Source organism: Leptospira borgpetersenii serovar Javanica, assembly GCF_003046425.1.
GTDB lineage: Bacteria > Spirochaetota > Leptospiria > Leptospirales > Leptospiraceae > Leptospira > Leptospira borgpetersenii.
In genome coordinates this window covers 40,674-61,706 of record NZ_QAJG01000018.1, presented here as the reverse complement: position 1 = coordinate 61,706, position 21,033 = coordinate 40,674, and the positions used below count along the sequence as shown (strand labels likewise).

The 21,033-nt window shown below is 41.1% G+C and carries 19 protein-coding genes and 2 pseudogenes; 13 read left to right on the top strand and 8 right to left on the bottom strand.

What is annotated here, in order from left to right; all coding sequences use genetic code 11:
* Positions 1-283 (top strand): annotated as a pseudogene (locus CLV95_RS13865) (hypothetical protein); the annotation flags it as partial.
* Between the two features lie 92 nt (positions 284-375).
* Here CLV95_RS13865 and mtnA read toward each other — a convergent pair.
* Positions 376-1,464, bottom strand: a complete 1,089-nt coding sequence (mtnA, locus tag CLV95_RS13860) for an S-methyl-5-thioribose-1-phosphate isomerase (protein ID WP_011669829.1) — start codon at positions 1,462-1,464, stop codon at positions 376-378.
* A 165-nt stretch (positions 1,465-1,629) separates the two neighbouring features.
* Here mtnA and CLV95_RS13855 point away from each other — a divergent pair, with 165 nt between their 5' ends.
* The 3 genes from CLV95_RS13855 (at position 1,630) to CLV95_RS13850 (ending at position 3,472) form a co-directional block, all read left to right on the top strand.
* Complete coding sequence (locus CLV95_RS13855) at positions 1,630-2,619, top strand: rhomboid family intramembrane serine protease (protein ID WP_002726818.1); 990 nt, start codon at positions 1,630-1,632, stop codon at positions 2,617-2,619.
* Positions 2,620-2,636: 17 nt separating this feature from the next.
* On the top strand, positions 2,637-2,777 hold the full coding sequence (locus tag CLV95_RS18940) for a hypothetical protein (RefSeq protein WP_002726811.1): 141 nt from the start codon (positions 2,637-2,639) through the stop codon (positions 2,775-2,777).
* Between the two features lie 236 nt (positions 2,778-3,013).
* Entirely contained in the window at positions 3,014-3,472 is a 459-nt protein-coding gene (locus CLV95_RS13850; protein WP_002757853.1) for an LIC11177 family protein, read from the top strand.
* A gap of 418 nt (positions 3,473-3,890) precedes the next feature.
* Here the strand turns inward: CLV95_RS13850 and CLV95_RS13840 are convergent, their stop codons facing one another.
* From CLV95_RS13840 to CLV95_RS13830, 3 genes are all read right to left on the bottom strand, one after another.
* Complete coding sequence (locus CLV95_RS13840) at positions 3,891-4,883, bottom strand: HpcH/HpaI aldolase/citrate lyase family protein (RefSeq protein ID WP_002726827.1); 993 nt, start codon at positions 4,881-4,883, stop codon at positions 3,891-3,893.
* Positions 4,884-4,986: 103 nt separating this feature from the next.
* On the bottom strand, positions 4,987-5,916 hold the full coding sequence (locus CLV95_RS13835; protein WP_011669831.1) for an ornithine carbamoyltransferase: 930 nt from the start codon (positions 5,914-5,916) through the stop codon (positions 4,987-4,989).
* 111 nt (positions 5,917-6,027) lie between these two features.
* Complete coding sequence (locus CLV95_RS13830; RefSeq protein WP_002736161.1) at positions 6,028-6,348, bottom strand: hypothetical protein; 321 nt, start codon at positions 6,346-6,348, stop codon at positions 6,028-6,030.
* Positions 6,349-6,530: 182 nt separating this feature from the next.
* Between CLV95_RS13830 and CLV95_RS13825 the strand changes: the two genes are divergently transcribed.
* A complete protein-coding gene (locus CLV95_RS13825; RefSeq protein WP_016749611.1) occupies positions 6,531-8,132 on the top strand; it encodes a peptide chain release factor 3 in 1,602 nt (533 codons plus the stop codon).
* 167 nt (positions 8,133-8,299) lie between these two features.
* On the opposite strand, the gene srpA is transcribed toward CLV95_RS13825, so the two are convergent.
* The gene (gene srpA, locus CLV95_RS13820; RefSeq protein WP_002737856.1) at positions 8,300-9,586 is read right to left on the bottom strand and encodes a sigma factor sigX-regulated lipoprotein SrpA; all 1,287 of its coding nucleotides are present in this window, start codon (positions 9,584-9,586) and stop codon (positions 8,300-8,302) included.
* A gap of 344 nt (positions 9,587-9,930) precedes the next feature.
* Between srpA and CLV95_RS13815 the strand changes: the two are divergent.
* From CLV95_RS13815 to CLV95_RS13805, 3 genes and pseudogenes are all read left to right on the top strand, one after another.
* A pseudogene (locus CLV95_RS13815) lies at positions 9,931-11,041 on the top strand (sensor histidine kinase).
* Positions 11,038-11,532 (top strand): hypothetical protein, encoded by a 495-nt coding sequence (locus tag CLV95_RS19880; RefSeq protein WP_002736191.1) that lies wholly within the window; start codon positions 11,038-11,040, stop codon positions 11,530-11,532. Before CLV95_RS13815 ends, CLV95_RS19880 begins: the two are co-directional and overlap by 4 nt.
* A gap of 48 nt (positions 11,533-11,580) precedes the next feature.
* Entirely contained in the window at positions 11,581-12,714 is a 1,134-nt protein-coding gene (locus CLV95_RS13805) for a sensor histidine kinase (RefSeq protein ID WP_002736117.1), read from the top strand.
* Between the two features lie 302 nt (positions 12,715-13,016).
* Here CLV95_RS13805 and CLV95_RS13800 read toward each other — a convergent pair whose 3' ends face one another.
* Positions 13,017-15,104 (bottom strand): heterodisulfide reductase-related iron-sulfur binding cluster, encoded by a 2,088-nt coding sequence (locus CLV95_RS13800; protein ID WP_002736120.1) that lies wholly within the window; start codon positions 15,102-15,104, stop codon positions 13,017-13,019.
* Between the two features lie 484 nt (positions 15,105-15,588).
* Here CLV95_RS13800 and CLV95_RS19430 point away from each other — a divergent pair, with 484 nt between their 5' ends.
* The 5 genes from CLV95_RS19430 (at position 15,589) to CLV95_RS13785 (ending at position 18,866) form a co-directional block, all read left to right on the top strand.
* Positions 15,589-15,759: a WGR domain-containing protein gene (locus CLV95_RS19430; RefSeq protein ID WP_134771569.1), complete on the top strand. Its 171-nt coding sequence runs from the start codon at positions 15,589-15,591 to the stop codon at positions 15,757-15,759.
* Positions 15,760-15,916: 157 nt separating this feature from the next.
* Entirely contained in the window at positions 15,917-16,231 is a 315-nt protein-coding gene (locus CLV95_RS19425; RefSeq protein ID WP_002726774.1) for a hypothetical protein, read from the top strand.
* Between the two features lies 1 nt (position 16,232).
* Entirely contained in the window at positions 16,233-16,520 is a 288-nt protein-coding gene (locus tag CLV95_RS19420) for a leucine-rich repeat domain-containing protein (protein ID WP_016749612.1), read from the top strand.
* Positions 16,521-17,295: 775 nt separating this feature from the next.
* Positions 17,296-18,396, top strand: a complete 1,101-nt coding sequence (mqnC, locus tag CLV95_RS13790) for a cyclic dehypoxanthinyl futalosine synthase (RefSeq protein ID WP_002736201.1) — start codon at positions 17,296-17,298, stop codon at positions 18,394-18,396.
* Positions 18,397-18,497: 101 nt separating this feature from the next.
* A complete protein-coding gene (locus tag CLV95_RS13785) occupies positions 18,498-18,866 on the top strand; it encodes an LIC11299 family lipoprotein (RefSeq protein ID WP_002726783.1) in 369 nt (122 codons plus the stop codon).
* On the opposite strand, the gene CLV95_RS13780 is transcribed toward CLV95_RS13785, so the two are convergent.
* Together CLV95_RS13780 and CLV95_RS13775 are read right to left on the bottom strand one after the other, a co-directional pair.
* Complete coding sequence (locus tag CLV95_RS13780; protein WP_002726761.1) at positions 18,850-20,079, bottom strand: GGDEF domain-containing protein; 1,230 nt, start codon at positions 20,077-20,079, stop codon at positions 18,850-18,852. The two genes, CLV95_RS13785 and CLV95_RS13780, sit on opposite strands and share 17 nt — an antisense overlap.
* 117 nt (positions 20,080-20,196) lie before the next feature.
* Positions 20,197-21,006, bottom strand: coding sequence for a GerMN domain-containing protein (locus tag CLV95_RS13775; protein ID WP_002726799.1), 810 nt, complete (start codon positions 21,004-21,006; stop codon positions 20,197-20,199).
* Positions 21,007-21,033: the final 27 nt, after the last annotated feature.

Genomic DNA, 21,033 nt, shown 5'->3' with positions numbered 1-21,033 from the left:
TATATTCAATCTCAAAAATTTAGGCTATATTTGGAGTAGATTTTTAGATAACGAAACAACTCATGTTTCATACTCGTTTTTCATGAGGAAAGTCGACAGTTTGAAAAGTGCGCGTTTTAATTCCGGTGCCGTAAGGCTTGCCGTTCAAAAGGGTGCGTTTCCCGGAACGGTGATACATTATAGAAGGCAGGTCGAGAAGATCACGAAATTCCAATCTTCTTTTATGATGGTATTCGAACCGGGACAGGAAAAAGCGATTATGGTCGCGTTACAAATAAAGTAGTTCTACGAAAATTTCTCGAAAAAGGAAAGCATTTGAATCAGAGTTTGTCCCCAAGCTGCCTTTCTAATATATCTGTCCGTCGTTGTCGGATTTTATGAGAAAGTCTTTCTGAGATTTTCTTCCGTTACGGGAGAGATGATTCCTCTTTCGGTGATAATTCCCGAAATGAGAGAGGCGGGTGTCACATCGAAGGAAGGATTGAGGGCTTTGATTCCGTTGGGAGCAAGCACACCTTCGTTTAACAAAGGTTTTCCTGTGGCATCCTTCAAAAATCCGAACGAAGTGACTTCATTTTCTTTTCTCATTTCAATAGGAATGTGACTTCCGTCGGGAATTCTAAAATCCATACTTTTAGAGGTTGCGGCCACGTAGAAAGGAACTCCGTGGTGTTTGGCGATGATGGCTAAGGGATACGTTCCGATCTTATTGGCAGTGTCCCCGTTGGAAGCAATACGATCCGCGCCTACGATGACCGCGTGAATCTTTCTGGAAGACATCACCCAACCGGCCATATTGTCCGTGATAAGATATGACGGAATTCCTTCCTCTTTCAATTCCCAGGCGGTTAAACGAGCTCCTTGAAGATAAGGTCTGGTTTCGTCCGCAAAAACAGTGAGAGAATGTCCCGCGTCTCGGAGAGATCGTATAACGCCTAACGCAGTTCCGTGTCCTGCGGTGGCGAGTGCGCCCGTGTTACAGTGAGTGATGATATTCAAGGAAGAAGGAGATTTGGGAAAAAGTGAAAGAGCGTTTTTAGAAAGGGTTAAATTATTCTCTAAATCTTCTTCGAGCATAAAGAGCGCAAATTCTTCCGCGCTTTTTTGCATCTTTTCTAAATTAGCGGAGGAATAATCCGCTTCCGGAAAACGGGAAAAGAATTCTTCTATCACAAGTCTAAGGTTGACTGCGGTCGGCCTGGATTCTAAGAGTTCATCGAGTTTTGTTTTGAGTTGGGAGAAGGTCGGTTGGGAGGATAGGCCGTTTAAATACAATGCGATTCCGAAGGCACCGGTAATTGCAATTGCGGGAGCCCCCCGAACGACCATTTCCCGAATTGCAAAAATACAATCTTCCAATGTTTTTGCCTTCAAATAGGAAGTGGTTCCGGGCAGGACTCTTTGATCCAAAAGGATCAATTCTTTGTTTGTCCAAAGAATAGGTTTTAATCCTGATTCCTGCATTTTTTTTCTTCCCGACTCTAAAGGTTGAGGTCCGATTTTTCGATTTAAAGAATGTGATTGAAAAATCATTCTCCTTACTCCCGGAGAATGTAGGAAACCCGGGGCGGTTTTTTGCCCCGGCTTAGCCTGCTTGACTCTCTGACCACAATTCATATTCTATCCAATATGGCAAAAAGAAAATACCGAAACGGAATATCTCTTTTCGGTTATTCCGTTTTTCATCCGATCAACCTGTTATTGATCGCGAACGTTTTTGTTTATATAATGCAGCTTCTCGCCGGTGGAACCGGAATTTTAGAATATTACTTTGCGTTAACTCCTTCTAGGGTTTTTCAGGGATATTACTGGCAGATTTTTTCATACGGATTTTTACATGAGGCATACGGTATTCCTTTTGCACATTTGTTCTTTAATATGTACGTATTTGTGATGTTCGGAGGATTGATTTGTAAATACATTCCTTCTTGGAAGTTTACGGTTATCTACGTAGCAGCGGTCTTAATGGGGGGAATTTCCGTCATACTCGCACCTGTGTTCGTTCAAATATTAGGAATTCACTATCCTATGGATCTCTTGCATACTACGACACTCGGCGCGAGCGGAGGAGTTACCGGAATTCTCGTTTTGTTTGGAATTTTATTTCCCGAAACGGAGGTGTTTCTCATCTTTTTTAGAATGAGAGCACGTTATGCGGCTTGGATTTTTGTGGGAGGCGGTTTTATCGCGGACATCGTTTCGGTGTATTATTTTCATTCTCCCTTTGTCGTAAGCAATTCTTGTCATTTAGGAGGAGCGATCGGCGCGATTCTTGTGGCTCCTTGGATTTTGAAAGACGGTTTTTTAAACTCCGGGAAAATCTTTCTTAAAAAAACGGCTCAAAAAAATTCTCCTTCCAAACCGAAGGTTCTTTCCTTAGAAGAGGATTGGGATTCTCAAACGAAAAAAAATCGGGAACTGCTGAACGAACTTGCGCAAAGTATAACCTATTCAGAGAAGAAAAATTTTTTGACTCCTTTGCAGCAAACGAACGTAAATTTATGTCCTCCGCCTACTTTCCAACCGGAAGACCTTTTTTGTCTGCGTTGTGAATGGTTTCCGAATTGTACTCTGAGGAAACTAAAGACGGACCACGAGTCGGATTTCGGGAGAATTTGATTTTCTGAAATTTTCCGTTGCAGGAAGAGAAATTCGGTATTCTTTTGGAAGGAGAATTTTCTTCCGTGATTTTTACAGTTTACTACAAAATCGAAAAGGATACATTTGATGAAAGTAGGAAAAAACGATCTGTCTGGATTTATTTCATTCAAACGTAAAGTTTTTCCTTTCAAATAATTTTTCTCGAACGATTGTCAGGATAATTAAGAATAAATTTTTAACACGGTCAGAGTGCGATTTTCAAGATTCTTCATCAATTTAGAAGCCTTTTTTCGAGCTCCAATCGAGAGATAATTTTTTTCCTGGAAAATTCGTCTTATAAGTTATTAGTGGTAGAGAGAGAATTATATTTTCCGATAAGATAATTAGATGGATGAATTTATAGGGTGTGATTGTGACTCAGAATAAGAAAAGCGCTTTATTCGATATTTTAAAACGCGAAAAGCTTGAGAAGATGAAGAAGAAGGATTCTTCTGTCAAACCTTCCGTTCCCAACGAAAAGCTTCCAACTTCCGAGAACGTTTCCGAAAAATCCTCTACGGACAAAAAAGAGATTCAAGGATCGAAGATTTATAAGGCCATAGACGAGGTCAAACTGGATATTCGATATTATTTTTTAGAGGACGAATATAAGGAAAAAATAGCAGCGATTTATGCCAAAAACGAGGCTCAATTGGATAAGCTCGGAATCGATCCGAAAAAGTATTTGGATTATGCGAGAGAAAGTTTTGATCGATACAAACAACTCGATAAAAAAATGCCTCTGGAACCGATGAATAAAAAGTCTTGGGATCATGTCGAGAGGAGCTTAAACGAATTGATTTCCAAACTTCTGGAGAAATTTGTTAAGTAAATAACGTAAGTTTAATATAAGGTTCTATCCCAAAACTGGGACAGAACCTTGCTTTAGCTTTCTGACAAAGTAGAAAGCTAAAGCGCGTTCGCTCCGCGGTTTTTGGGACGCGTTGTAAGAAAGTTTGGGCGAATCACTCGAAAACTTCATATTGAAACATTTCCGTAAACAGCATTTCAGCTGAATTTTTCAAACTAAAGTGCTGCCTTCTGCGGATCACAGCATAATATCGCTTTCATATTTGTTACGCCGAACTTACGTTAAATGGTGAACCTAAAGTTAAATCTTGATTGATCTCTTCGCTCCGCAAGAGGTTTGAATGTGAAGAACCGTTTTTTAACTTCATTCGGAAGCGGAATATAAAAAAAGCCGCATATAAGTTGCGGCTTTTTTTATTTCTACGGAATTCAATTCGAAATCAATTGAAAAATCTTTTGTTTGCTTCTTCAGGGATAGAAATTCCGGTCAATTTCGCTTTTTGAAGAATTTCCCAAAAGTATCTGTAAGTTGCACGGTCGTGAAGATCTCCCGCGTACTGAATCGGTCCCCATTCCGCATTTTGCGCTTGGATGAGAATTTCAGCTGCAGTTTGAACTTCGCTGTAATCCGGAGCCATTGCATCTAGGATCGCTTGGATCTGAGTCGGATAGATCGACCACATTCTTAGGAAACCGAAATCGTCGTGGGCACGTTTTGCATCTTTGTACGTTTGATATTGATTTTTAAGATCGAGTGTCACATTGTGAGCAGGGATTACACCGTTTGCAAGAGCCGCCGCGACTAGGTTCGCTTTTCCTCTCCTTAACAATTCATGTTCGAATTGCCCGGGGCTTTTCATACAAGAAGCGGGAATCGCTCCGTGGTGTCCGGAGATAAAGTCCATTAAACCGAAGTCAAGAACTTGCAGCCAAGGAAGAGCCGCAATTTTTTCGACTTCTTGAAGTGCGCCGTTGGTTTCGATCAATACGTGAATTGGAATTTCCCTCTTGATTCCCGCCTTCTGAACGGACTTTTGTATGTAGGTGATCATTTCCTCCACTTGAGCCGCGCGGGTCGGTTTTGGAATCGTGATATATGCGATTTTTTCTCCAGCGCCCGGAACGATGATGTCTACGTCTTGTTTCCAGAATGGGTTTGTATAGTCGTGGATTCTGACGCCGCTCATTTTGTGTTTGTTGAGTTCGCTGTTTTGAAGACGGACAATCAGTTCTGCGTGCTCTTTTTCTTTTCCGGTTTGCGCTCCGTCTTCGCAGTCCATCGTGATGTCGAAAAGACCGCCGAGTTTATTTTGGAGTTCGAGCGCTTTTGTAATCAGCTTTTCGGAACCTGCAAAGTGTTCACAAGCAGGAATGATAGGGAAAGGCTTTTCTCCTTCGAAGAGCGCCTCTCTTGGATGAGTCAATTTAGACATAGAGATACCTTTAATTCTGGTTTCGAGCCTGCAAGTGAGGGTGAAAAGGCTCTAAATACAGGTTTCGAAAGTGCGGGCCTCTGTAAACCGATTTTCCGAAGTATCAAACTTCCAGAAGTTTTAGAATGACTGCTTTCTGGGCATCTAAACGATTTTCTGCCTGCTGAAAGATGATGGATCGTTGACTTAAAACGACTTCTCTGGTGATTTCATAACCCGCGTGGATCGGCATATCATGCATCACTTTTGCATTCGTTTTTTCCATCAAAGAAGAATTGATCTGATACGGCATCATCAACTCCATTCTTTGTTTTTTCTTATCTGCGTAAGAAGGATCGTTGAAAAATTCCATGTCTAGCCAAGTGTCCGTATAAACATAGTCCGCATCTTTTACCGACTTTTCCAGATTTTGTTCCCAAGTAAGAGTTCCTTTCGACTTGGCTCTTTCCACCGTCTGGGGGTGAATGTTTTCTTTGATTGGCGTTACGAGAGTTAGATGGACTCCGAGTGCGGCAGTGATTCCGATGAGGGAATTGACCACATTGTTATGAACTCCGATGTAAGTCAGTTTCGTTTGGTTGAGGGGACGTTCCGGGGCATCGAGTGCGATCGTCATAATATCCGCAAGAGATTGACAAGGATGAAACATATTATCGCATCCGTTAATGACCGGAACTTGAGAGCCGTTTTTCATCAAAAGAAGATCCTCGTGTTTTTTCAAACGGGCCATGATAACGGATACGTTTCTGGAAAGATATCTGGCTTCTAGATCGATATCAGAAAGTTGAAAGTTAGACGCCATCCAATCTAGATAAATTCCGTGCCCTCCCATTTCGGTCATGGCGACTTCAAAAGAAACCCTGGTTCTTGTGGAGGTTTTCTGAAAAAGCATAGCGAGGGATCGGCCACTCATATGTCCTGCATAATTGACTCGATTTTTCTTTACATGAACGGCAAAGTTCACCAAATCAAGGATTTCGGAATCCGACCAATCTTCCCAGGAAATCAAGTGTTTTATGTTGCTTTCAGACATACGGGTCTTATATACAAAAAACAAAATCGGAGTCGTTTCGTAAATGAAAAAGACCAAAAAATAAAATCGGGATTCGGATCTCGTAGTGGCAACAAATACGGAAAGAAAAGATCAAGACGCGAGTTCTAAAGCGATCAAAACGTCCGGGAAACGTGCCTTCTGGTGAAATTGGATCTCGAGTATAAATCCTTTTCCGTCCGGACGAGAAGTTTGTTTTTGGAGATTTCCTTGAAAACGAAACTGAAGGTCTAAAGTGCGTGAATTGATCTGTCCGCTTAGAGGAGAACCTTGAAGAAGATTCAACTTGGACAAATAGGAGACGGTAAGTCCTTCTTCTTTGATTTTTAGAATTTTGAAAGAATCGTTGAATCCGTCTATTTGTAGTTTCAAACTTTGGAGATCTTTTGAGGGACTAAAAGAAATTTTTTCCATCTATTTACCTACTTCTAATTGATGTAAAGAATATAGCAGATCTCTGTTACATTTTATTTACCCGAACAATACGAATGGATAAAAGTACGAAAGATGTGGGAACTACCACAAGGATCGCTTCGTTTTAATTGCTGACAGTCGACTTTGTAAAGAAAATCTGGAAAAGAGTGTGGGGCAAAGTAATGAGCGAAACAGTAGAACAGAAACAATCCATCGAAGAGGAAACTCGAAGAAGGAGGACGTTTGCAATTATCGCTCACCCGGATGCTGGAAAGACGACCCTTACGGAAAAGCTTCTACTATATGGAGGTGCGATCCAACTCGCAGGAGCCGTTAAGGCTCGCAAGAATCGGAAGGCCGCTACCTCCGATTGGATGGAGATGGAAAAAGAAAAAGGGATTTCTATCACTTCCGCCGCACTTCAGTTCGAATATGACGGATACGTTCTCAATCTATTGGACACACCCGGTCACGAGGATTTTTCGGAGGATACGTATCGCACTTTAATCGCAGCGGATACCGCGGTGATGGTGCTCGACGCCGGAAAGGGGGTCGAGCCTCAGACGATAAAGTTATTCAAAGTTTGTAGAGATCGTGGAATTCCGATTGTAACTTTCATTAACAAGATGGATAGACCTACAAAAAATCTTTTTGTTCTTCTGGATGAGATTGAAAAGGTTCTTGATATATCCGCTGTGCCTATGGTGTGGCCGATCGGAACCGGTGTGGATTTCAGCGGGGTTTATTCCCGCAAAGATAAGAAAATTCTAACATACGATAAGACTCCCGGAGGAAGTCAAAAATCCTCCTTTCAAACCTCGGGTGTAAACGATCCGGAACTGGATTCAAGATTTGAAGACTGGGTTATCAAATCCTTTCGGGAGGAATTGGAATTAGTAGAAGGGGGAATTTCAGAGTTCAGTCAAAAAGACTTTTTGGATTCTAAAATTACTCCCGTTTTTTTCGGTTCCGCAGTGAACAATTTCGGAATTCAATTGTTCTTAGATGAGTTCATCAAGATTGCTCCCCCGCCGTTATTTTTTCCGTTAAAAGACGGATCTCGTTTGGATCCGATCCATACTCCTTTCAGCGGGTTTATCTTTAAGGTTCAGGCGAACATGAATCGTCAGCACCGAGATAGAATTGCGTTCTTAAGAGTGACTTCCGGTAAGTTTGAAAGAGGGTTGAACGTGCTCCATGGAAGATTGGGGAAATCCGTAAAACTTTCCTCTTCTTTCGCTTTTTTCGGCCAGGATCGAAATACGGTCGATGAGGCGTATCCGGGGGACATCATTGGCCTCGTAAATCCGGGGACGTATGCGATCGGAGATATAGTCGCTTCTTCTAAGGTTCCCGATTTAAAATCTCTTCCCGTATTTGCACCCGAACTTTTTGCAACGATCTCATCCGCCGATACGGCAAGTATGAAAAGCTTTCGAAAAGGAATCGAACAACTTGCCGAAGAGGGAATTCTTCATTTGTTCTCTTCTCAGACGATCGGTGGAGGTCTGCCCATTATCGGCGCTATGGGACAGCTTCAATTCGAAGTATTTCGAAGAAGACTTTTGGACGAATACAATGCCCCTTCTACGATCACCGTTCTTCCTTATATAATCTCTTGTTGGATCGGGCGGGAAGATCTGGCAAAGGTTCCGTCTTCCGCAAATTTAGTCACTGATCGGGGAGGGAGGGCTGCTCTTCTCTTCGATACGGAATGGGACAAGGGGTATTTTCAGAAGAAAAATCCCGAAATAACTCTTTTAGATTATCCTCCGACTGCATAACGAAATTTTCAGACGGTGAAAAAAGCTCTCGGGGTAGTAAGAATTCGATTCTTTTCGAAGTCTTAGATATTGTATTTGCACCAGATGTCTTTGAGGCGAAGATACTTTTAGAAGTTCCTTCGCCTATTTTTTATCCGGTTCTTATTTCCGTTTTTCTAATATTTGGTTCATTTCGTTTCGCTTCGGATCGTAGGTAAATGAAAGATCAAGTTTTTTCTGGTGGTCGTAGCCAGGTTGTCTTCTCCATTCGTTGCATTTGGTCTGTCGGCTGCATCCAATTGAGGAGAGAAAATATTGTCCACAGAGGCGGAGTCCCAGAAAAGCACTTTATCCACGGAGACGTTGAAGAGAAGATTTCCTTTTTCCCCTTTGGTATTGTTCAAATCCACGACGAGGATATATGGGTCGTCTTTTTTCAAAGACTTTGCGGAAGTTGGTAATTTAAATTTCAACTTCTGAGAGTGATTCGTATAGAGAACTCCGGAATAATTTTCAGCCGGATTTAAAGAATTGAATCCGAATGCCGCATTGGTGCTGGTGCCGTCCGGCATTTTTAACAGAGAACCGCTGGACGCATCGATAAAAGATTCAAAAAACGAGTAGGGCCTAAACTCGTCTTGGGCAAGGAGCTCCGGAAACATAAGGCTTGGAGAAGTCACAAACGATCGGGGAGCTTTGTGATCGAATATGGCCGGAGAAACGTCTCCTCTTTCCGCAAAAACGACGTCTTCCATGCCAGGGAACGCGGGAGGAGTGGGTTTGTTCAGAATCAAATCCACGTAGCGGTAGGCGTTTTCTGGGAGATCGTTCGGATTAAAATAATACCTGAATGCTCTGATGACCAATCCGATTCGATCGTAGTCGTTTTTTTCATCCTGTGGGATTTGGTTTATCTGAAGAGATCTGTTCGTCGTGCCGCTAAGTCCTGTTATAGGGATTCCGGCAAATGCAGTGCATACTCCGCCGAACTGACCATGCGGATCGCTGAACGGCCCCGTTATATTGAATGAAACAAAATTAGCATTTTGTAAAGTTTCACTTCCTCTGGCTGGGCCCCCTTTTTCCACGGATTTGTAGGCGACGATTTGACAAATTTGGATTTCGGCCGCTTCAGGAGTTAAAAACTTATCGTTAAATCCGTCTCCGTTTCCGTCCCCGTAGTTTTGAGGATTATCTCCGGCTAAGTCTGTTAAAAATGCGGCTCCTTGTCCGATCGTGTCGGGGAGTGTTAAAAAACGAGAGGAATCTTTAGTCCTTGCCGCTAGTAAATTCGTCGTGTTTGAAAATTTGAAGTCAGCCTTCCCGTTCGGAGCCGAAAAAAGCGCGGCCATCAGTAACAGTTCTTTATTATCGTCTTTTTCTTTTTTACAATTCGTAACCAGGAATAATGTTGCGATTGCAAAAGCCGTGATCGTCAACATTCCTCTCTGCAATTGGTTTTTATTTTGTTTCATCGTGTAAACCTCCAATGAAATTCAGAAGAAATATAGGGAGTTCGAACACGAAGTGAGACATGCGTATTGAAAAAAAAATTTGAGTTTTGTGGTCGGTCGGTTATTTTTTAATTTTATTTCAAAAGTTTTTTACCGGCTTTCAAGATGTTGTTATACGGTGTAGTGGATTATTTTGAGAAAATGGGTGAGAATTATCTCAAAAATGGATTTTAACAATATTATGGAGCGGTTTTACACAAGAGGATAAAAACTTGAAATTTGACCGGATACGATTTACAATTTTGGAATTGTAAATGAGTTTTAGAACGGTATAATTTCGGAAAAGATTGGTTTTTTAGGAAAGTATGATTTTAAAAAGATTCCAACGCGTTTACGCGCAAGAGCCGTTTATCCTAAGAGTGAGAGCTTTATACTTGCTTTTTTTTAATGTGGTAGTTTTTACTTTTGCCAGTTTGACATTTACTTTTTTTTTTCTATGAGAATGAAAAGACTTACCGTCCTAGTTTTATACTATTCATACTCGCGTCGTTCGTTGCGATTTTGTTGCTCTGGTTGGGACAATATAAAAAAGCATTGGTTATCACGCTGCTTTCGGTGGCGTTAGGGCTTGCTTGGGCGCTGCTTTTCGGAAATCCGGTCGGAAACGTCCTACCTAGTCTTTCCATTCTTGTTCTCTTGTTTTTGTTATTTACGGATATTCGAACGACTATTTATGTTTCTTTATATTCCTTTATTTTAATGTTTTTGTTTTTATACAAGCTTAATTTGAGAAACGCGTTAAACGGCGTTTTTGTCGTAGATTCCGTATTGGGTTTTTTTCTTTTTACGATTCTTGCCTTTTTGACGGTCAATCTTTTGAATTCTTACATTAAGGAAAAAGACGAACTGATCAAGGAAATCCATCACAGGGTGAGGAATAATCTTCAAGTTCTGAGCGGACTTGCTGATCTTCATAGGGACGACAAATCGGATTTGCAAAGGGTATTATTCGAGTTTCAGAATCGAATTCTCGCGATGTCGGAAGTGCATAATTACATGTACAAAACGGATAATTATCATAGTATAGAATTTTCGAACGTGATTGAAAGGATCATAGAAAATCTGAAAAACAAACATAAGGAATCACAAGTAGTCATACGCAATTATTCGGAAAAAATCGATCTGCCTATCGAAACGGCGATACCTTGTGCGATGATCTTCAACGAACTTGTGAACAATTCATTGACGCACGCCTTTAAGGAATCGCAGGATCCGAACATAGAGGTTCGTTTTTCTAAAACGGGTGAAAATTACAAATTAATCATAAAGGACAATGGAGTGGGAATGGCAACTCCGGTTGATTTGAAAAAACCGAATACGACGGGGTTTACCTTGATTCATATTCTTTCCAAACAAATTCGAGCCAATTTTAAACTTTTCAACGATCGGGGTTTGGTCGCCGTTTTGGAGTTTTGATCCGGTCCGGTTTAATTTTCAAAGTTCTGTCTGTTTTAAAAAAATGTGTATTTGTTTACTCGTTTCTGTTCGAATCCGAATTTCTTTTGACGAGTATACGTTTCAACAAATTATTCAATATTCCTAATTCATGCGTCCGAGAAGTATCTGAAATCTTTTTTACTTACTTAGAGCTCTACGGAGATAAAAACACAAACGAATTCGAGATGTGTCACAAATTCGACTTTGTAAATTATCTCAAAAATACTTTATCTTTGTTTGAATGTCTATCTCGAACATTTAAAAATATTTTTGAGATGGTTTTTAATTCATCCGGCTTTTCGAAGTTCTTCGACTGTTTTTTGTATCTCTTTCTACGTGTTTTTTCCCAGAAGATAGATTATAAATCTCAATGGGTTTGTTTATCGTCGAATCGCCTTAGGCGGAAAACATTTGAATCCGTTGGAACTATAGGCTTTATGGGAATCTTTAAAAATGAAACGTCAGAATAGAAACGGAGTCTTTTTTAAAAACGAAGGATTTTTCGAAAAATCCGGTCTATGATGGATTGCACGAGAGGATTTATGTTCTTAAAAAAAATTCAAAAAATGTATGCGGAGGAGAATTTTCTCGTTCGAGTACGGGCCATCTATCTGTTTACCTTCAACGCGATCGCGTTCGTATTTGCGGGGATCACGTTTTCCGTCTTCGTTTACGAAGGAGAACTTACGTATCGTCCGAGTTTTATTCTTCTAATCACCGCCTCGGGAATTTCGATCGCCCTTATCCTTTCTGGACGTTTCCGGTGGGCCGTTTGGATAACTCTGGCTTCTGTTCTACTCGGAATCTCTCTCGGAATTTTTTTTGGGGATCTGGAAGGAAACCATGTATTGAGCCTGCCGATACTCGTCATCGTATTTCTTCTTTTTACGAACATACAGACGACCATATTCGTTTCATTATATTCTTTTTTTCTTATGTATATTTTTCTTTACAGAATGCACGGGGGCGGGGGACTGAAGACGAGTTTTGTCGTGGATTCCGTATTGGGTTTTTTGTTTTTTACGCTGATGTCCGTTTTGACGGTTAATCTTTTGAATTTGTATATCAAGGAAAAGGACGAGTTAATCAAGGAAATTCATCACAGGGTGAGGAATAATCTGCAGGTGTTATGCGGGCTTGCGGATCTGCATAAAAACGACTGGTCGGATTCGAAGAAGGTTTTGATCAAGTTTCAGAACCGAATTCTTGCGATGTCCGAAGTGCATAACTACTTGTACAAATCGGACAACTATCATAAGATAGAATTTTCTCAAATAATCGAAAGAATCGTGGCGGATATGAAGAACAAAAACGATGATTTTAAGGTGAACGTTCTGAATCACTCCGAACGAATTGAACTTCCGATTGAAATCGCGATTCCTTGTGCGATGATCTTCAACGAGCTTTTGAACAATTCATTTATGCATGCATTCAAAGAAACGAAGGACCCGAATATCGAGATTCTTTTTTCGAAAACGGGCGAAAATTGTAATTTGACAATTAAGGACAACGGAACCGGAATTCCCTTACCCATAGATATGAAAAAACAGAAGACGACCGGGTTTACGTTGGTTCATATCTTAAGCAAACAAATCCGCGCCAACATAGAATTTTTCAATGACAACGGGCTCGTCGCCGTTCTGAAATTTTGATCTTTGTCTCTAACGAAAAAATGAGTCGGTTTTGAAATTTAAAACGGCATCGACTTAGAGTGAATCGGATATTTTAAACTTTCGATGGCATTCGTCTTACCAATCGACCTCGTTTTTACGGATGATTCCAATCACGATCTGTTTTTGATTTATGAATTTGCGGAAGTTTTTTGGAGATTTCAATCTTAAAAGGTCGGTTCGATTTTTTTTCGGAGGGGAATCGAGGTGGCGATCGAAAAACAAAAAAGCCGCAATCGCTTGCGGCTTTTTTAATTTAAGGAATTCTAAAATAGAATCGGTTGTTAGATGTTGTCGGCGACCAATTCCGCAATATCTTTTACCTTTACTTCTTCGACCTTGCCTTCGTGTTTTACACCGTCGGTAATCATCGTTACGCAGAAAGGACAAGCGGTTGCGATTGTGGTCGCGCCGGTGTCGAGAAGTTGTTTGGTTCGTTTAATGTTCACTCTGTCGTTGTTTTGTTCTTCCATCCACATCTGAGCCCCGCCTGCGCCGCAGCAGAGACCTTTCGTATGGTGATCGGAAGGTTCCGCGAGTTTACCGCCGGAAACTTTTTTCACCACGTCTCTCGGATTTTCGTAGTTGTCGTTGTAACGTCCGATGTAGCAGGAATCGTGATACGTGTATTTACCGGAAGAAGCGTCTTCCGCAGTTTTCACGTCGAGTTTTTTCTCTTTCACGAGATCGTTAATGAATTCGGAGTGGTGAACCACTTCGAAATTTCCACCGAACTGAGGATATTCGTTTTTGATTGTGTTGTAACAATGGGGACAAGCAGTTACTACTTTTTTCACATTGTATCCGTTCATCGTATCCACGTTCGCTTGTGCGAGAGTTTGATAAAGATACTCGTTACCGCCTCGTCTCGCGGAGTCGCCGGAGCAGTTTTCTTCGGTTCCGAGGATTCCGAATTTCACGTCCGCCTTTTGAAGAATTTTAACGAAAGATTTAGCGATACTCTTGTTTCTATCGTCGAAAGCACCCGCACATCCTACCCAATAGAGAATGTCTACGTTGGAATCTTCCGCCATGGTTTTGACGCCTAGACCTTCCGCCCAGTCCGCTCTTGTATGAGCTCCCACGCCCCAAGGATTCGAATTGTTTTCCATATTTACGAAAGCGTTCTGGAGTTCCACGGGAAACTTGGATTCTGCAAGAACCAAATGTCTTCTCATTTCCATGATCGCATTGACTTGGTTATTTCCGACTGGACAGGCTTCCACACAAGCGTAGCAAGTAGTGCAACCCCAGAGAGCTTCTTCGGAAAGACCTTCATAGTTGTTGATCACTCCTGTATCCAAAGCGGCGATTTTTTCAGCCGCAATAGTCGCATCGGTTTCTTCGGCTCTGATTTTTGCAACTTCCGGCATCTTGTCCAAAAGCGCGTGTTTGAGATCTGCGATGATTGCTTTCGGGTTCAGAACTTTTCCGGTTCTATTAGCGGGACATTGAACTTGACAACGACCACATTCGATACAAGACATTCCGTCTAGAAGATTCGGCCAGGGAAAGTCTTCTACACGGTTCACACCCCAGACTACATTCTCATCTTCTAAATTAAGTTTAGAAAGAGCTCCTTTCGGAGTATCGGATTGGAGAAAATAGTTGAACGGAGCGAAGATTAGGTGTGCGTGTTTGGAAGTGGGAACGTAAAGCATAAAAGAAAACACGGAAAGAATATGAACCCACCACATAATTTGAACGACTACGTCTGCAGTGGAATATTCTACGCCGACCGATTTCCAAATCGCGCCGATCCCCGCTGCGATCAAAGAAGCGTTTTCGGTCGGACTATCGTAAACTGCTCCGACGGCTTTGGCTCCTTCTCCTAAAAGAGTGGAGATCATCAAAAGAGAAATCATTCCGATTACGATCGCGGAAGCGGGAGAATGAACGTCCAGTCCTTTCGCTTTTTGAATCCATCTCCTCCAAGCGAAAAATCCGAGACCAATTAAAACGAGGATGGAAACGACTTGAACGACGGATTCGTAGAGATGCCCTGTACTTTCTCCGAATAAGAAGCCGATCAGGGAGAATTTATAAGGGTCCTCCATTCCGTATCCGAACATGCCTGCGATCATTTGGCTTGTAGTATGAAGTAGATACGTTACGAAACCGTAAAAGATGAACGCGTGCATGATTCCTCGAAGAGGTTCTTTGAAGTTCTTTTTTTGGAGAATTACGTTCTGAATAAAGCTATTGATCCGGAAAATCCAGTTCGGGTTTTCCAAAAAGTTTTCTGTTCCCGCGGCTTTTCTCGCGTTAAAAATTAACCTCAGACGATAGAGGATTGCACGGATAAAAACTACATTCGCGATTACGAATAGGACTGTGAAAATCAGATGAAAGGCGATTTGTGAAATTGCCATATGGATGAGTTACCCTTTCTTGTGGATTGGTGAATGATTTACAGCGTAGGAATTGAGAACCTCCCTGTCGAGGAATTTTCAAAACGGAGTGTTGGAAGCTAAGTTCTGGATTGAGTTTCAGTCTCGTTAAAGATAGTTGATTCTTGGTTTGTACAAGACGGTTTAAACCGCAAAAAGACCGAATGAACGATAGGTCGATCGCCACCTGTTATTTTGGTTTGTGCCATATCAGAGTCTGTCCCAAGACGTAGGAACAATTGCAGCAATCCGCGAGGATTCCGATAAGATCGAATGGTTTTGGGACACGCTCTAAATCGAATCGTTTTCCTATAATTTTGAGTTTCAATAGGAATTCATTTGTAAGCTGTTGTTACGGAATCGAATAAATATAAGTTATCTTCCGATTCGAAATGAGGTTGACCGTGTTTTAGTAGAATCGAAACCTATTTCATCTTTAAAACGACAATAGATCAAATAGGCTTTTATACAACATTACCTAACTTATAAAGACGAAAAGTCGGATAATTTCTGGAACGTCGATATCACCGGAAATACGTTTACTATAACGTATGGTAAAATGGGGACGTCGGGACAAACACAGACGAAGAAATTTAAAGACGAAACCGCGTGTTTGAAAGACGCGCAAAACTTTTAAACGAAAAATTCAAAAAAGGTTACTTGGAAAAAAAAGCGCTAAAAAGGATCAAAATAAGCCTTCTCAAAAGAATAAATCCGCCGAGCGTATCTCTAACGTTAAAACTGCGGTTCCCAAGCAGGGAAAAAATGAATGGTGGAAATATCTATTCTGGATTTTGGACGAAAAAGATTCTGCAACTGAATCCAACATAGATTCTCTTTCGGAAGACGGAGTTTTGTCCGCTCCGCCTTCCGATAAAAAGTTGAGCCAAGGTACCGAAGTAAGATTCGATGGGTTAACTTCCTTAATAGAGGTTCCGTTGGGTAAAATGCCGACTTTGGATACTTTGGATCTATATCCTCGAGAAGGAAAAAATGCTTCTAAACTTTCTTCTTTGGACGGAATTGAACGAGCGTCCGGATTAATTAAATTGAATGTGGAGAGAAATCAAGGCATATCGGATCTCGGTCTTTTGTCAAAAACTTCCTAATTTGAAAACTTTTAGCGGATCGAATAACTCGATTAAGGATTTGTCTCCACTTTCTCAGTGCAAAAATTTAAATGCGCTTTATCTCAATAAAAATAAAATCTCCGATGTTTCCCCGCTTTCTTCACTTTCAAAAATGGAAACTCTTTGCTTAGCCGACAATCCGATCCAGGATATTCTTCCTTTGGTCGGTTTGAAAAAATTAAAAGAATTGAAAGTGCCGTCGAAACTCCCCAAAGAAAATTTAGCGAAGTTTGAGAAATTACGCCCCGGCGTGAAAATCTCATTCTAAAGATTGGGATTGCAAATTCTCACAAGTTCTAGGATTTTTTATAAATTGGACTATTGCGTTAATGTGAGTACATGTTTCCGTAAAAATAAAATGCGGGAACTACTGATACGATAAGATACGGTGAATTTTGTAACAAATTCTCTTTTGGGAACCGGTCTTCTGCTTGAGGGATTTTTAACAAAGAATCTGTCCCAAAACCTCGGAATGTAGGAACTCCAACGAGAACTTAACGATTATAAAACCTGTTTAAACTACCAAAGGGACGTAATCTGTGGGAGTTCTTACATTTTATTGCGAACTTACTGAATTTCTTTTAAGGTTTTGGGACAGATTCAAATTACAATTGTGGGAATTTTAAATGTACCGCTGTTAGAGTAAAATAGAAATCTAAAAAGAGGATGCAAAATTCGGAATCGGTTCAAAAGTTGAAGAGTCGATCTTTTTTAAGTTCACTTTGATATAGACAAAATGGTGCCCCTTCTGGATTTGAAAAACGAGGGTTATGCGAGCATGAACCACAAAACAAGAAAGCAAACAGAAGGAACGAAAAGTTTTCCCAAAACTGTTTTCTGTGGGAACGGCATTGTCGCGACACTGTCATCAGTCTTCTGAATGTGGGAACTTCTACAAAAATTGGAGACGATAGAATCTGTTCGAAAGTTCATAAATTTTCCGAAGAACCTAGTTTGCGGAAACTTCGGTATTTTATTACGAACTTGTTGAATGATTGGAATGGATTTCTTTCAGATTTTGGAAAGGCTGATAAGGAGTAAACGTGGCCTCTATCTTTTCATCTCAACCCAGCGATCGGATCTTGGAAAAAGCTTTGGATGGGAATCGGATTTCTCCCGAGGAAGCTCTGACCCTTTATCGGGAAGGGGATCATCTCAAGATCATGGCTACGGCTCGTACACTTCGAGAAAAAATTCTCCCTCATACACATGCAAGTTATACTATGTTTCGAGTCGTCAATTACACAAACTACTGCAACGTAGAATGTAGTTTCTGTTCTTTTATGGACGAAATCGGAAACGGAAAGGGATACGTACTTTCCGTGGAAGAAATATTGGAAAAGATGGATTATGCCGTCGGCGAAGGGGCGGATCAAATGTTTCTACAAGGAGGGGTATATCCGGATCTTCCTTTTGAGTATTATATAAATGTGATAAGCTCCGTTAAAAAGAAATATCCGGACATGCACATCCGCGCATTTTCTCCGGTGGAAATCATCAACTTGGAAAAGATCACCGGCCTTTCACTTAAGGAAGTTCTTCGGATTCTAAAACAAGCGGGTCTTGATTCTGTTCCCGGAGCGGGAGCGGAGATTCTCACCGATAGAATGAGAAACATCATCTCGCCGAAAAAAGCGACCACGGAAGAATGGGTGCGTGCGATGGAAACCTGCCATGAAGCGGGACTTCCCGGAAGTGCAAACATCGTATTTGGTTCCGAGGAAACCCGGGAAGAAGTCGTCGAACATTTAAGCATTGTGCGAAATCTCCAGGACAGAACCGGAGGATTTTTATCTTTTATCCCTTGGACTTTTCAACCGCAAACGAAACGATTCAAGGTCCGCGCGGTTGCAACTCAGGAGTATCTCAAGGTGCTGGGAATTTGCAGGATCTTTTTGGATAATATTTCACATATCGAAACTTCGGTGATGGTACTCGGGAAAGGAGTCGGACAATTGGCTCTTACGAGCGGTGCGGACGATATATCTTCCGTGGTTATCGAAGAAAACGTACTTCGGTCTTACGGACTCAAAACCGAAAAAGAAGCGGTTAAGTTTTTGAAAGAAGGCGGATTTACACCGAAACGAAGAGATCTTTTCTATAACTACGATCGTTACGGGAATGAATTGACGCAGGCCCTCTGATCGTTTGAACTTTTCCGAATGGAAAGCGAGATCCGTTGTGATACAAGGAGGGTCTTAAAAATCGCTTTTGAAAAATTGAAGAGTGTCTTTAGGGAGATAAAATGATAAGAATTCTAAACTGTGTGTTTGTGCTTTTGCTCGTGTTCACTTCCTGTGCAAAACAAATGAAAGTAAAAGTTCACGTTGATACGGGAGTGACTGTAGAGATTTTAGGTCCTCACAAATATAAGCTCGTTGCGACCGGCGGAGCTTCTTCTAGTTCCGTGGAAGAGAACGATCTATTTAAAATGAAGAATACTTCCTGCACTGCTGCAAAATCCATCGCAGCACATAAATTGGAGGAATTAGAACCTGAGCAAAAAAACAGACTGTTTTTTATGGAAGCGGTCGACACGAAATATATAGACGACGGAGCCTATTGCCAAATCACATTTCGTTACGAACTTCCCGTTCCTAAGAAGCAGCCGTAGTTCCCGGATTCGTTTTTGGAAAATAGTGGCCCGGTTCGATAAAAGAAACTCGGTTTCTTCCTTTTTTTTTGGATTCGTAAAGAGCTGAATCAATGGAATGATAAATATCGTCGAAACTGAACTCTTCCATCGGGCTGAGAATGCAAGCCCCGATGGAAACGGAAATTTTAACTGGGTCCCCGCTTGGGGTTCGATAGGATAATTCTTTTTCGGCGACTTCCATTCTTAATTTTTCGCAGAGTTGGACGAGATCATCCTTTTTGATCGCATCTAAAAGGATACAAAATTCATCTCCCCCGATTCTGGAACAGATATCTGTCGCCCTTACTCTTTGTTTCATCACGTCCGAGATTGTACGAAGCGCCAAATCTCCCGCCAAATGTCCGTAAGAATCGTTAATCTCCTTGAGGTAATCCATATCTAAGATGATCATTGCGAGAGAGAATCGGTAGCGTTGCGCCCTTTTGAGAAAAAGTTCGAATTGTTCAATTAGATATCTTCGATTGTAAAGTTTGGTGAGTTCGTCCACTTTGGAAATTTTTTCGATATGAATATTTTTCTCTCTGAGCTTACTCACCGCTCTCTGCAGTTTTTTCTTCGCACGGTGATCCATCACTCTCCAGAAGTTGATCAAAAGATTTCCGAATACTCCTGTAAAAAGATAAATCAACACGTTAGCCAAATCGTGCTGCAGTACTTTTGTGTTTCCGGTCAGAGTTGTACACAAAACCAGGGAAAGATAAAAAAATACGTTGAAAAATATTACGGTCGCTCCGGTGAACCAAAGAAGAATATTTCCGCTTACGACTAAGGTTGTGTAAAAATGAAAGTAAAGCTCCATTCTTCCCGAATCAAAGAAGACGTAGGGGAGAATAGAAAGTACGATCATTCCCGAAGAGAGAATGCTATATCTCTCGATTTTTTTGCGGAATAAAAATTTCCATTTTATAAGCAAAAATGCGAAAAAAGCGGACAAAAGGACGACCGTTAAACGCGAATAGGCAAGAATTCGATTTTCTTTACCTAACTCAGACTCTCCGTCCGGGACCAAAGTCGCGATAAGACTGATTCCGATACAAAAAAAGAAATAGATGACCGTGGCTCTTTTGATTTCGGGTTGATAGATTCTGAGGTAATCATCCGTAAGCGGATTGAAAAAAACTCTCCGTGCAAGTAACTTTATTTTTTGATTGTTTCCTAACGAAAATCTCATGTGTTTTATAAAGGACCGAATAAGATCTAAACTCCCTATTTTTAGAAGCGATTTTGTTTAAACAATCAGGATTTATAAATCCGTTTGGGCGACTTTGTATTATACGTTCTTTGACGATTAAAAAACGACGATCTTTCTAGGGTTTTTTGTCAGAAGAGAAGGCAAAGGCATTCCCTCCCCACCGAGAGATCGTACGAATTTGCCGTTGATCTTAAGCTGGATGCCTCGGATCGGAAGATTTTCCATGAGGCTATAGGTAAGTTGGTCGATCCGGTCTTTTAGAAGTTCCGGTCCGGCTCCTCTTTCTAAATCGCTGCTCAAAGAGAGTTTTAAAATTCCTTCTTCAATTCTATAATCTCCGTCATAATGTAGGTTTTGTGGAATGGAATTCAGAATTCCTTTTTCCTTCTCTTGGGAAACCGGACCTGCAATCAGGGAATTTAAGATCAGTTTGACCCTGTCTCCGCCCTTGGAAAGTCGGAGGACCCTTACAAGTCTGGAATGGCTTTTGTTTCCCTTGCCGTAAAATTTCAGAAAATACAGTGATAATTCTCCTTTGTCCGTAGGAATCGGGACGGAAGGTGATTCGTTTTCTAAATTAATGGATGGAAGGGGAGGTTCGAGGACTGGAACGAGGTCGTTTTCGTTGAGATCTTCTTCGATGGAATTTTCATTTTCGGAGGAGACCTGGACGTCTCCGTTTTGGAGAAGTTCTCCCAGGATTTCGTCTTCTGCTTGATCCATAAGCTCTTTGTGATTGAGATTTCCTTTCGAATGATAGGATTCCGGACTCATCTTTCCAATATTTCGGAATTCGATTCCGGAGAGTGAAAATCCGGATCCTGTACTTTTATCTAAAAGCACTAACGTAAAAATAATTCCGGTAAGAATGAAAATGAGATTTTTTCTTTTTTCGGAATCCGGCACTTTTTCATTTTCGGAAGAAAAGAGGAA